At 33.9% G+C, this 14,053-nt stretch carries 10 protein-coding genes and 1 pseudogene; all 11 read left to right on the forward strand.

The genetic code is table 11. The features are described 5' to 3' along the window. Positions 1 to 24: 24 nt before the first annotated feature. The gene (locus EHE19_RS00855; RefSeq protein WP_171003547.1) at positions 25 to 177 is read left to right on the forward strand and encodes a hypothetical protein; all 153 of its coding nucleotides are present in this window, start codon (positions 25 to 27) and stop codon (positions 175 to 177) included. 428 nt (positions 178 to 605) lie between these two features. Beyond that, on the forward strand, positions 606 to 1,046 hold the full coding sequence (locus tag EHE19_RS00860) for a hypothetical protein (protein ID WP_137697202.1): 441 nt from the start codon (positions 606 to 608) through the stop codon (positions 1,044 to 1,046). Positions 1,047 to 1,083: 37 nt separating this feature from the next. Then, a complete protein-coding gene (locus EHE19_RS00865; RefSeq protein ID WP_137697203.1) occupies positions 1,084 to 1,710 on the forward strand; it encodes a hypothetical protein in 627 nt (208 codons plus the stop codon). 393 nt (positions 1,711 to 2,103) lie between these two features. Then, positions 2,104 to 2,991 (forward strand): radical SAM/SPASM domain-containing protein, encoded by an 888-nt coding sequence (locus tag EHE19_RS00870; protein ID WP_137697204.1) that lies wholly within the window; start codon positions 2,104 to 2,106, stop codon positions 2,989 to 2,991. A 337-nt stretch (positions 2,992 to 3,328) separates the two neighbouring features. Beyond that, the gene (locus EHE19_RS00875) at positions 3,329 to 5,275 is read left to right on the forward strand and encodes an ABC-F family ATP-binding cassette domain-containing protein (RefSeq protein WP_137697205.1); all 1,947 of its coding nucleotides are present in this window, start codon (positions 3,329 to 3,331) and stop codon (positions 5,273 to 5,275) included. Then, positions 5,276 to 6,574: pseudogene (locus EHE19_RS00880) on the forward strand (DEAD/DEAH box helicase); the annotation flags it as partial. It abuts the gene before it with no gap. Positions 6,575 to 7,153: 579 nt separating this feature from the next. Continuing rightward, positions 7,154 to 8,056, forward strand: a complete 903-nt coding sequence (locus tag EHE19_RS00885) for an AraC family transcriptional regulator (RefSeq protein ID WP_137697207.1) — start codon at positions 7,154 to 7,156, stop codon at positions 8,054 to 8,056. A 420-nt stretch (positions 8,057 to 8,476) separates the two neighbouring features. Continuing rightward, complete coding sequence (gene leuC, locus EHE19_RS00890; RefSeq protein ID WP_137697208.1) at positions 8,477 to 9,742, forward strand: 3-isopropylmalate dehydratase large subunit; 1,266 nt, start codon at positions 8,477 to 8,479, stop codon at positions 9,740 to 9,742. Between the two features lie 45 nt (positions 9,743 to 9,787). Continuing rightward, the gene (gene leuD, locus EHE19_RS00895) at positions 9,788 to 10,276 is read left to right on the forward strand and encodes a 3-isopropylmalate dehydratase small subunit (protein ID WP_137697209.1); all 489 of its coding nucleotides are present in this window, start codon (positions 9,788 to 9,790) and stop codon (positions 10,274 to 10,276) included. Positions 10,277 to 10,504: 228 nt separating this feature from the next. Further along, positions 10,505 to 11,578, forward strand: a complete 1,074-nt coding sequence (gene leuB, locus EHE19_RS00900; RefSeq protein ID WP_137697210.1) for a 3-isopropylmalate dehydrogenase — start codon at positions 10,505 to 10,507, stop codon at positions 11,576 to 11,578. A 292-nt stretch (positions 11,579 to 11,870) separates the two neighbouring features. Beyond that, entirely contained in the window at positions 11,871 to 14,045 is a 2,175-nt protein-coding gene (locus EHE19_RS00905) for an efflux RND transporter permease subunit (protein ID WP_244648303.1), read from the forward strand. Positions 14,046 to 14,053 lie beyond the last annotated feature (8 nt).

Consider the following 14,053-nt stretch of genomic DNA (forward strand, 5'->3'; position numbering starts at 1 on the left):
TTTAATTGTCTATCAAAATAAAAAATGAAGAATATAATTATTGCGATTATTATGTTTGCAATATGTGTTGCACTTGTAATTGGTACAGTTCTTCCAGTATCAGAGCTTATTTCTGACACTGGCGGTGAAGTATTCGATACTGTTAAGCTACTAAATGACAATATTACAGCTAATTAATAAAAGGCATAAATTCAATAATTTGAATAAATTAAAAATTTGAACTTATTCAAATTTTTAACTGGGCAAAAGGACATAGCGTATTTTCTTTAAGTTCTAATAAATTTTCACATAAACTAAACATAATTTGATTTAACTTATTTGGTTTATTTCCGCATCACTAATACCAATAAATGACCATATCTATTTTATATCTATTATGAGAGTATTGTAGAAGTGAGTTATACCTCAAAGATTTTTCCTTCATATAGTCTTAAAACATATTTTATACAAAGGAGTTACTTCTCTGATTAACCAAACGCCAAAAGTAGGTATTTTAAGGTTAATGAATATTTGTCTTGTTTTGAAAAGCTTTTGCCTTAAAGCTTGCCATTAAGTATGGCATTTCCAGATTATAAAACACCTATAAAAAGGAGTTTACATATATAATGAATAAAGTATATGCATTTATAATAATCATTCCGCTAATTGCAATTATATTTTTTAAAACAATTAGTTTTTATGAGTTTGATACAAAGCAGAGATACATAAAAAATGCTATAGACAGTGCTACACATAAGGTTATGTTAACCGGTGTAATGACAGTTAAGGATAAAGAAGAATTAATGACAAAACTGCAAAAGATAAGTTCATTTAAAGATGAGGACATTATATTAAAATGTGGTTCAATGGATTCAGATGGAACACTTGCAAGCCTTAGTTCTTATAATTTGGGAGATGTACTTGATAGAGGTGAAATATTCAGCATATATATCCAGTCTGAGGCAGAAGCCAATTTTTCTAAAATGGAGGGCAAAGCAGAAGATGATAAGCTTTTTTATAAGGCAAAGGCCATTTGCAGGGTTGAAAAGAATAAACAACTGGATTAATAGTCATATATGTTACAAAAGTCAGGCTGGGGGTGGCTTGGGAATAGTTTATATTGGCTTAGGAGCCATAGTTTTAGCTTTTATAATTTTAATAAATATTGCAGATTACTCTATTTTAACATATAAAAGGAATGCTATTTCTAAAGCAATGGACTATGCTGTAAATGCTGCAGTGCAGGAACTAAATTTAAATCAAAGCATAATGGGATTAGCTGATGGGTTTTCAGAAGATACTGGAAATAGAAGCTTAGATGGAATCAAGATAGATATAGATATGGCCCAAAAAACATTCCTTACGGTATTCTATGAAAACTATAATTCCAGTAATTTTTGTATTGATGAAGAATTGTTATTATGTGCTACACATACAATTGAGCAAAATCTGAAATATATAATAAAAGCTGGTAATGGGCAGATAAGTGAGGGGAACATCGAAAATCCTGCATTTTTAGAATCTAGAATTAATCAGGCTATAAACCAATATTGGGCAAATTCAGAGGATGCTAGTAATGTATTTATAAACGGAAATGAAAAGACTAATATTATAGAAAAAGGAGTTTACTTATTTGCATTTATCAAAGATATAAAAATAAAAGGTCTTTATTCACAAAGAACTACTAGCTTATCTAGTTTTGCTGGTGCTAAAGTTGAAAGGAAGAAATAAAACTATATAGTACTTCAAACAAATATCTTTAATCAAGTATCCCATTTATATAAGTTGTACTCGCGTACAAGTAATAAGCAATAAGTAATTTTTGCAAGCAAACATGGTTCAAAACAAATAGAAAAGCACAACGAAATAAAATAACGCGTTGTGCTTTTTTATTGAACTTGCAGAGTAAAATTATAGTATTGGTCTACTTGTACTTTCGTACTAACTTATATAAATGGCTACTTACAAGATATTTGTTGAATTAGTATCGGTTCTTCATAGATAATTATTCTAATATCCAATAAAACTATTTTAGTGTAAAATATCATTAGTTAATAACATGGAATCACCTTATAAGCGGAAAATTAAATTGTTATAGCCACATTATATAGACAGGGAGCTGCAATGAAAAATCATAAAAAGGAAAAATACAAAAAGGTTTATATTGAGATAACAAATATTTGTAATTTAAACTGTAATTTTTGTCCTTCTACAAAAAGGCAGTTAAAATATATGAAAAAACAAGAATTTTTACATGTTATATCTCAAGTGAGACCATTTACAGATTATATATATTTTCATTTGATGGGAGAACCGCTACTCAATCCGGAACTGGAAGATTTTCTTGAGATTTGTAAAAACACTGGTCTTCAGGTGAATTTAACTACAAACGGAACGTTGCTAAAAAAGAATACCGACATATTGCTTAATGCGCCGGCACTTAGGAAGGTGAGTATTTCTCTGCACAGCTTTGAAGCAAATGATACTCAGTTAGATATGCAAGAATATTTGGATGATACAATTAATTTTGCAAAAGAGGCAAGTAAAATGGGTATAATTTGTGAACTGAGACTTTGGAATGGAGATAGCGAAGGAATCATTGCCTGCAACAAATTGAATTCACATATATTTGATATTATAGAACGAACTTTTAATATAGACTATAGTCTGCAAGCTGCTTTGAGGCAAAGTAATAACATTAAGTTGCAGGACAAGCTTTTTTTACATTTAGCACAAAAATTTGAATGGCCTGATATGGATAGTGAAATAATTGATGAAGGAGTATTTTGCTATGGCCTGCGAGATCAGTTTGGGATTCTGGTTGATGGTACAGTTGTGCCATGTTGCTTAGATAACGAAGGGAATATTCCTTTAGGCAATATTTTTAATGATACTCTTAGTAATATATTAAATTCCGAAAGAGCAAAAAAAATATATGCTGGCTTTACCGCAAGGACTGCAGTTGAAGAACTATGTAAAAAGTGCGGATATGCTAAGAGGCATAAGAGATAATATTTTAATGTTTAGTAATTTACATGCTATAATTTTGAAGCTTTTATACAGTATAAATGATATAATTGATAATATATTGTGGAGACTTTTTAAGCATAGACCAAAAAAATCGTCCGATATTATCGGATACTTAGCCGATAGTATTTGACTTTATGAAAATATATGGTATAAGGTTTCTACACCGATTTCTTAGTTGAAAACTGAAGGTGTTTAAACTTATCAATGGAAAGTTGTTTATTCGAAACTATAAAGACTAGCTGACAAAAATAATTTAATAAATTGAAAAGGGGGAGCAGGTTCATGCCCCATGTGATGGAGGCGTGAACATAATTGTAAATTGAATATTTTATCTGCGGAAGACATTTCAAAGAGTTATAGTGAAAAAATTCTATTTAATAATATATCATTAGGAATTAGTGATGGGGACAAAATAGGTCTCATTGGTATAAATGGAACAGGAAAAAGTACTTTGTTAAAGGTTCTTGCAGGGTTAGAGAATACTGACACAGGAAGAATAATAAAAGGGAATAGTGTAAGAATAGGTTATCTTGAACAGAGTCCTTCCTTTGAACCTGGGACAACTGTGCTTGAACAAGTTTTTGCAGGACCTACGCCTATTATGCAGCTACTACGTGAGTACCAGCTTGTGCTAAGAAAGAGCGAACAAAACCCAGAAGATAGTAATTTGCAAAAGCAATTATTAGGATTAATGAACAAGATGGACAGTTTAAATGCGTGGTCAATAGAAAGCGAAGCAAAAACCATTCTTACAAAATTAGGTATAGATGATTTTAATGCTGATGTGGCAACGCTGTCAGGAGGTCAGAGAAAGCGTATAGCAATGGCTGGAGCGTTGATTAATCCAACAGAATTACTAATATTAGATGAACCTACCAACCATATTGACAATGACTCTGTAGATTGGCTGGAAAAATACTTAAACACCAGAAAAGGTGCTCTTCTTATGGTAACCCATGATAGATATTTCCTTGAAAGAGTCGCAAATAGGATTATTGAACTTGACCATGGAAAGCTATACAGTTATCAAGCTAATTATAGTAAGTTTCTTGAGATGAAGGCCGAGCGCGAAGAACTTATGCAAGCATCTGAAAGAAAACGTCAGAATTTACTCCGAAATGAACTTGAATGGATAAGGAGAGGTGCTCAAGCTCGTTCTACAAAGCAAAAGGCTCGAATAGAGAGATTTGAAAAATTACAGGAAATTGAATCGCCAATACAGGATGACAATGTAGAAATTCAAGTGGGAGCTTCAAGATTAGGAAGAAAAATTATAGAGATTGAAAACATACAAAAGGCTTATGGTGAAAATAGGGTTATAAATGATTTTAGTTATATACTGCTAAGAGATGACAGAATAGGTATAATTGGGAAAAACGGAATAGGTAAATCAACACTACTTGGAATAATTACAGGTCAAATTAAGCCTGATAAGGGTAAGGTTGAAGTTGGGGATACGGTTAAGATTGGATTTTTCACTCAAGAAAATGTGGACATGGATCAAAATCTTAGAGTTATAGATTACATCAAGCAGGTTGCTGAAAATATCGAAACAAAGAACGGAAGTATTAGCGCATCTCAGATGTTGGAGAGATTTTTATTTCCGCCTAATGTTCAGTGGACACCTATATCAAAGCTTTCAGGTGGAGAGAAAAGAAGGTTGTATCTGCTGAAAATTCTTATGGGAGCACCTAATATTCTGTTATTAGACGAGCCTACAAATGATTTAGATATTCAGACCTTGACTATATTAGAGAGTTATCTTGATGAATTTTCAGGAGCAGTAATAGCTGTATCCCATGATAGATACTTCTTAGATAGAATAGCAACAAAGATATTTTCCTTTGAAGGTGACGGAAATATAAAAAAATATTCCGGAAATTATTCAGATTATCGTGAGTATGTGATGAACCAAGTCCAATCAGAGGAAATACCTAAAAAAACTGCTGACGTTAAGCAGGACAGTAACTCACAAAACAAAGTTGATAGACATGGACAGAAAGAGAGACCGCTTAAGTTTACTTTTAAAGAACAAAAGGAATTTGAAGAAATAGATAGTATTATAGCAAATCAGGAAAGCCAGTTAAAAAAGATACAAGAAGAGATTGATAAGGCATCTAGCGATTTTGAAAAGCTTCAAGAGTTATTGGCAAAACAGCAGCAATTGGAGGAACAACTGGAATATTCAATGGAACGCTGGACATACTTATATGAATTAGCTGATAAAATAGAAAAAAGCAAAATTGGCAAAAACAAAGGAGAATAAATGGAACAATTATTTGAAAGTATGGAACTAAATAAGTCGCTGGTTGATGCACTTAAGAAGGTTAATATAACAGTGCCTACCGAGATTCAGTCCAAGGTAATACCAGAGGCACAGAATAATAAGGATTTGATAATTCAGTCGGAAACAGGTACTGGGAAAACTCTTGCATATTTGCTGCCTCTCTTCGAAAAAATAGACACGCAGAAAAAGGAAATGCAGGCAATTATACTTGTGCCTACCCATGAATTGGCTATACAAGTTGAAAGACAGATAGAGATGCTGTCTCAGAATTCGGACTTAAAAGCAACATCTACGCCTATTATCGGTGATGTAAATATACAGAGGCAAATTGAAAAGCTTAAGCTTAAACCCCATATAATTGTAGGAACTGCAGGAAGAATACTTGAATTAATTCAGAAAAAGAAAATTTCTGCACATACAATAAAAACCATTATTATAGATGAAGCTGATAGGTTGCTTGATGACAGCTACATTGAAGGGACAAAAGCTGTAATTAAGACGACACTAAAGGAGAGGCAGGTAGTTATTTGCTCTGCCAGTATATCTGCCCGTACAATTGAACGGGCCAAGCAGTTTATGAAGGAACCCTTATTGATAAAAAGCACTCCAAAGATGCAGATTCCTGATACAATTGAGCATATCTATTTTGTGGCAGAGCAGCGTGACAAAATAGAAGTAATGAGAAAGGTTATCAGAATGTTAAATCCGAAAAAAGCAATTGCATTTTGCGGAAGCGGTTATGACATTGAAGAGGCTGCTGAAAAGCTAAAATACCACAAAATAAATGCTGACAGCATACATGGCTCAAATGTAAAGATGGATAGAAAAAAGGTAATGGACAACTTCAAGTCAGGAAAGCTGCAGATATTAGTTGCAACAGATATTGCAGCCAGGGGACTTGATATTGAAGGGGTAACGCATATAATTAATTTAGATATACCAGAACGTTCCATGGAATACCTGCATAGAGCCGGAAGGACTGGAAGAAATGGCAAATCAGGTATGACAATATCTATTGTGACTGAAAAAGAGATTGAGTTTATAAAGCAGTATGAAAGAGAACTTCAAATAACAATAACACCTAAGTCAATGAAAAATGGTGTTATTATTGATTATAAAAAGGGTATAAAAAATAAGAATGCTTCTAAAGCTGCAGGAGCAAATAGAGGCAAGACATTTAGCAAATCTAGTTCTAAGCATAAAATAGATGGTAATGGAAAATCAGAAAGTAGAAAAAAATCTATTGAAGGACAATCAAGTACTCATTATAATGAAAAGCTTAGATTTGAAGGCGATTATAAGACCAAGTCATTAAAAAAATATGAACGAGAAGAAAAGCAAGCTGTGGCGAAAAGACAGAATAACAGCAGAAAAGCTACACCTACAGATAGAAAAGGAACGGAAAATTTCAAGCAAGGTGTATGGGAGCAGCAATTAGAGAGCTATGGCAAGAGCAAAAGTGACAAGTTGTTGACAAGTAACAAATCTAACAGCAAAGCATCAGCAAACCGCAGTTCTAATGGAAAGCCAACAGCTAATAGTGGTTCAAAGGGCAAAGCATCATCAGACGGAGCAAAAAGCAGTAGACCTATGGTATTTAGAAAGCCCAAATAAACAGATGTGTTTTAAAGATTAATTAGTTTAAAAGTAGAAATAAAGAACTCAAACTTTAAGTGGAATATACTGCATAAAGCCAAGTAATACAAGGTGTGCAGCATTATAAAGTGAAAAGCAAATAATTATATAATATAAGTAGGTTCGCTGCATAACAAGCTGTTGGCAATTCTACCGCACCGATAGATCTTTTATGTGCGGAGTTTGAGCAAAGAATAAGAACTAAAGGGGGTTAAGTTCTAGTTGGAATCAACAACTTTACCAAAGTCATGGGAGGGTATTTTAGACTCGGCAAGTTTCATACCAATTACAAGCATGAAGTCTATTGAGCGCTATCGTGATACACGTTGGACAAAGGGACTTAGCATTCACGAAACATTTGAGATGGTTTACATTAAGTCGGGTGAAGGCTTGTTCGAAATTGGAGATCAGAGTCTTGAAGTTGGGTCAAATGATATAGTTATAATTAAGCCTCATCAGCATCATCAACTGACTGCAAAGTCAGATCATGGCTGTGACTTCATTGTATTATATTTTAAGTTTGTAAATAAGGCTCACAAAGATTTATCAGAGACTTCACTGGCTGATTTTATTAACTATGTAAGCGGTAAAGCTTCAGGAGCATTTATAAATCTTAAGGTAAGTCAAAAAAATGATATTATAGGGCTGCTAAATAGAATATTGAAGGAAAAAGCAAGTGATCAGCTAGGTAGTGAGTTGCTTAATTATTTAATGCTGATGGAATTATTTGTGCTCATATCTAGAGCATTGAAGGCTGAATGGGAAAATAGCATCAAAAATAAAAGCCCCAAAATAAAGGAACTTATACAATCAGCTATACAATTTGTTCAAAATAATTATGAAAGAGAAATATCTATTACTGATATAGCGAGGTATGTTTTTCTTAGCCCAAGTTACTTTACAAGAGCATTTAAGGAAGAAACAGGTTTTAGTCCAATGCAGTATCTCTTAAATATTAGAATTAAACGTTCTTGTGAACTGCTTGAGGAAACTGATTTAAAAGTGGCAGATATAGCACACAGCGTTGGATTTTCAAACCAGCAGAGATTCAATGATATATTCAAAAAGCAGATGAAAATGACTCCTATGCAGTATAGAAATACGTCAAAAAACATTCAAAATTAATAAAAATAACGGTAAATAACAGGAAGAACACTTTTTAGTATTGATATATAATTGCAACAAGACAATGCTAAAAGGTGTTTCTTATTACATTATTATATTAAATTTGTAACTACATTTTAAATAGCCACATTTGCGGCAATGGAGCAAAGTTCGAAATAATATTGAAAAAACAATGTTAGCAAACCAGATTGGTTGTGATTTGTATATTATTATAGGTCAGTGCTGAATAACAATTTGAAAATATCAAATAGCATAGCTGCAAGACCAGTAATAGTGATTTCAGATTCAAAGGAAGCACAAGCTTCTGCTAAATCGTAGAACTTTTGCAAAATAAAAATATTAATATAATAAGTTTTTATATGATTGATAGTATTCTTATAGCACTTATGTAAGACTTAACAGAATAAGGAGGCGTTTTATATGGGAATGACGATGACACAAAAAATTCTTGCGGCTCACGCAGGGATGGGATCGGTTAGGGCAGGACAACTTATTAAAGCAAAACTAGATATGGTTTTAGGAAACGATATTACTACTCCAGTGGCTATTAAGGAATTTGATAAAATAGGACTGGATAAGGTGTTTGATATAAATAAGATTGCAATAGTTCCTGACCACTTTACACCAAATAAAGACATAAAGTCAGCAGAGCAGGTAAAGCTTTGCAGAGAGTTTTCAAAGAGAATGGGAATTGTAAACTTTTTTGAAGTTGGACAAATGGGTGTAGAACATGCACTGCTTCCTGAAAAGGGACTTGTTGTGCCAGGAGATGTAGTTATTGGAGCAGATTCGCACACTTGTACCTATGGTGCATTGGGTGCATTTTCTACAGGAATTGGAAGCACTGATATGGCAGCAGGAATGGCAACTGGAGAAGCATGGTTCAAGGTTCCTGAGGCAATAAAATTTGTGTTGAAGGGAAAACCTCGCAAATGGGTTGGAGGAAAAGATGTAATTCTTCACATTATTGGAATGATAGGAGTAGACGGAGCACTATATAAATCAATGGAGTTTACTGGTGACGGCTGCCGTGAACTTTCTATGGATGATAGGTTTACAATTGCTAACATGGCAATTGAGGCAGGTGCTAAAAATGGTATATTTGAAGTAGATGAAAAGACTATAGAATATGTAAAAGAACATTCAACAAGAAGTTATACAGCTTATAAAGCAGATGAGGATGCGGAATATAGTGCGGTTTATGAAATTGATTTAGATACTATTAAACCAACAGTTGCATTCCCGCATCTTCCTGAAAATGCTCGTACAATAGATAATGTTGGAGATATTAAAATAAATCAGGTAGTAATTGGTTCATGTACAAATGGAAGAATTGAAGATATGAGAATTGCTGCGGAAGTATTGAAGGGAAGAAAGGTACATGAAGATGTACGCTGTATCATTATTCCTGCTACTCAAAAGATTTGGAAACAAGCTATGAATGAGGGCTTATTTGATATATTCATTGATTCTGGAGCGGCTGTAAGTACACCTACATGCGGACCATGTCTTGGAGGGCATATGGGTATTCTTGCAAAAGGAGAAAGAGCAGTTTCTACTACAAACAGAAATTTTGTTGGACGTATGGGACACCCCGAAAGTGAAGTTTACTTAGCAAGCCCTGCTGTAGCAGCTGCATCTGCAGTTTTAGGAAAAATTGCTGGACCTGAAGATTTGGACAAATAAGTTTGGCTAAGTGAACAACTACACAAAGTGTGAGGAGGCAAAAATATGAATGCTAAAGGTAAAGTTATAAAATATGGAGATAACGTTGATACAGATGTAATTATACCTGCAAGATATTTAAATACATCAGACCCTGCAGAATTGGCAAGTCATTGTATGGAGGATTTAGATGATAAATTCACATCAAGAGTTCAGAAGGGTGACGTAATGGTGGCTGGAAAGAATTTTGGCTGCGGTTCATCTAGGGAGCATGCTCCAATTTCTATAAAAGCATCAGGGATATCTTGCGTTATTGCTGAGACTTTTGCTAGGATTTTTTATAGAAATGCAATTAATATAGGACTTCCTATTATTGAATGTCCTGAAGCAGCAATAGATATAAGTGATGGTGATGAGGTGGAAGTTGATTTCGACAATGGAAGCATCAAGAACCTTACAACAGGTAAAACCTATCAAGGTCAGCCATTCCCAGAGTTTATGCAGGAAATAATTTCTGCGGATGGATTGATTAATTATATTAAACAAGCTAAATAACCCAACTTTTTACGGTGTCTAAACTTATCAAAATTTTTTGATGTATATAAGGTACTTAACTCACTTCATAGATAAGTTTAGACACCTATAAATTCAATTGGAAAGACTGAATAAATAATTTATTATTGGTTTTTGTTTGAAGGCTATAATAATTCAGTGTAAGAACTATATTTTTGTAGTCTTTAATATGGTGTTGACTTTTGGCACAAGTAGAATGGAGATGATAAAATGAATTATAAGATTACAGTATTGCCGGGAGACGGCATAGGTCCGGATATAGTTTCAGAAGCTTTAGAAGTGCTCAAGGTAATTGGCAAAAAATATGGGCATAGCTTTGAACTTACTGAAGCTGACCTTGGAGGAATTGCAATAGACAAACATGGTGTTCCACTCCCACAGTCTACGATAGATGCTTGTAAAAGCAGTGATGCTGTATTATTGGGTGCAGTTGGTGGGCCTAAATGGGATACAGTTCCTGGAAATCTAAGACCTGAAGCTGGTTTGCTTGGTATCAGAGCGGCTTTGGGATTATATGCAAATCTAAGACCAGCCATTATTTACAATGCTTTGAAGGATGCTTCTCCGCTGAAATCAGATATAATTAGTAATGGAATTGACATAATGGTTATTCGTGAGTTAACTGGTGGAATTTATTTTGGTAAAAGAGGCAGACTTGAAACAGATGGTGTAGAAGCTGCTTATGATACTGAAATGTATAATAGAACAGAAATAGAGAGAATTGCTAAAGTTGGCTTTGACACAGCTATGAAGCGTGGTAAAAGACTAATGTCTGTAGACAAGGCAAATGTATTAGAAAGTTCAAGATTTTGGAGGCAGGTGGTAGAAGAGGTTGCAAAGGAATATCCTGAGGTAGCCCTAAGTCACATGTATGTAGACAATGCGGCTATGCAGCTTGTTAGAAATCCTGCACAGTTTGATGTAGTGCTGACAAGCAATATATTTGGAGATATATTGTCTGATGAGGCTTCGATGATTACAGGTTCTATTGGAATGTTGCCATCAGCTAGCCTTGGAGCTACTAAGCTTGGATTATACGAGCCAATTCATGGTTCTGCACCTGATATTGCAGGTCAGGATAAAGCAAATCCAATAGCTACTATACTTTCTGTAGCAATGATGCTCAGATATTCTTTTGATTTACCTGAGGAAGCAGGTGCTATAGAAAAAGCAGTAGTTAGTGTACTTGACAACGGCTATAGAACGGTTGACATAGCATCAGCAGGAACTACTGTTGTGGGCACTAAGGAAATGGGAAGAGTTATTAGAGAAGCGATAAAATAAATACTATAGTAAGTTAAATATCGTATATAGTAAACCATTTTAATATATTAAAAACAATAATAGGCTTTGTTTAAGAGGATATGTCGTTTTGACGGTCTGCTTAAATAAAGCTTATTTTGCTATAGAGAAATATTTAATTTTTTTTAATTTTTCTCCACTTATTTTTTAATTCTATTCCTTTAAAATTATATAAGGATAGTAAAAGGAGCATGTAAAAGTGTTCGATTTTGAAATTTAAAGTAAAGGGGGATGGAGTCCATATCAGTATTTTATTTTAAGCAGAATACAGGGCATGGACATGAAAATGAAAGCACATGAAAAGTCAAAAGACGCTGTAGATATAATTATTAATCATAGGAAAACTATTGGAGTGATTTTTGGTATTCTTGTGGTGTTAAGTATTATTTGCAGTCCATTTGTTAAAGTAAATTATGATTTGACTGAATACCTTCCAAGTTCAGTGCAGTCAAAGCAAGGTATAGAAATTATGGAGAATGAGTTTGGATACCCTGGCTCTGCACGAGTTATGATTGATGATGTCACGCTGTATGAAGCAAAGCAATATAAAGATAAAATAGCAGCAGTGGAAGGCGTTGACATAGTAACTTGGGCAGATACAACAACCGACATATATCAGTCAAGAGAGTTCATAGATAACAAGAATCTTGAGGACTATTATAAAGACGGACACTCTGTTATGAACATCATTTTTCACGAAGGTGACTCAAGCTCAGTTACATCAGAGGCAATTGACAAAATAAAAGAAATAGTTGGAGATAAAGGACACTATATGGGTTCTGCCATACAGAACAAATCCTTGAACGAAAACTTAAGTAAAGAAGTAAAAAGTGTTGCAGTAATTGCTGTTATTGTAATTTTAGTAATTCTAATATTGACTACAACCTCATGGCTTGAACCTATTCTGTTTTTACTAGTCATGGGAATTGCAATAATTGTTAATATGGGTACTAATATTTTCATGGGTGAAATTTCGTTTTTGACCCAAAGTGTATCTGCCATATTACAGTTAGCGGTTGCAATGGATTATTCTATTTTCTTAATGCATTCCTTTACTAATGCAAGAGCTCAGGGTGAAGAGCCATCTAAGGCTATTACCACTGCATTAAGACATTCGGCAAAATCAGTTATATTCTGTGGCTTAGCAACAACAATAGGATTTGTTGCACTTACGCTAATGAAATTCTCAATAGGATTCGATATGGGAGTTTGCTTAGCTAAGGGTATAGTAATAAGTGTGTTAACTGTTTTATTGTTAATGCCAGCATTTATTCTTAAATTCTCAAATGTTATTGAAAAGACAGCACATAGACCATTTATGCCTCCCTTTAACAAGTTTGCAAAGGGTGCTTATAAAATTAGATATGGTGTTTTAGTACTTGCAATTATTTTGGCTATTCCAAGCTTTATAGCAAAGGATATGAACAGCTTCACTTTTGGTAATAGCTCTGTTGGTTCTAGTGAGGGAACAATAGTTTATCAAGATGAACAGGCTATAAAAGATCAGTTTGGAAGAAGTAATTTGCTAATGGTATTAATTCCTAATACCTCATTTATAAAGGAGAAGCAGCTATCACAAGAAATAGAGGCTTTGAGTTATACAACCAGTGTCACTTCACTTGCAAACACAGTTCCAGAGGGCATACCAATAAGTATTTTACCAAAGAGTGTTACAAGTATGCTTCACACAGATAATTATGCAAGAATGCTAATTTATATAAATACAAAAGATGAAAGCGATTTGGCATTTAAGTGCTCAGATGAAATTCAATCAATTGTTAAGAAATATTATCCTGAGAACTCATATTTAATAGGGGCTACACCTTGTACACAAGAAATTAAGAGCACAATTATTACAGACTATAACTTTGTCGATAAACTTTCCTTGTTAGGTGTTGCACTTGTAGTTATGATTGCTTTTAGATCACTGTTACTTGCATTACTGGTACTGCTGCCTATAGAATCTGCTATTTTTATAAACATGGCATTCCCATATTTGGTAGGAGACACTATGGTTTATATGGGATATATAATTGTAAGCTGCGTACAACTTGCTGCCACAGTAGACTATGCTATTTTAATGGCTAATAATTATCTGAATAGTAGGTCAAATTTGGATAAGAAAGAAGCAACCATTGAAGCAATTGCTGAAACAACACCACCGGTTTTAACGTCTGGCATGATTCTCTCTTGTGGTGGCTTTATTCTATACCGTACATCATCAATAACAGCCATTGCAGGTATGGGGCAATTAATTTCACGAGGAGCATTACTGGGAATAGCAGTTGTTGTTTTGATGCTCCCTGCATTGTTGACTCTCTTTGATAAACCAATAATAAAACATATAAATAAAGCTAATAAAAGGTCAGAAAGACGTTTGCAACGACTAAATGAAAGAAGAGAACGAATTAGAAATAGAATAAAACAAGATGAAACTATTGCAGATTAGGAGGATTA

It is taken from the genome of Ruminiclostridium herbifermentans, from assembly GCF_005473905.2.
Taxonomy (GTDB): Bacteria; Bacillota; Clostridia; order Acetivibrionales; family DSM-1351; genus Ruminiclostridium; species Ruminiclostridium herbifermentans.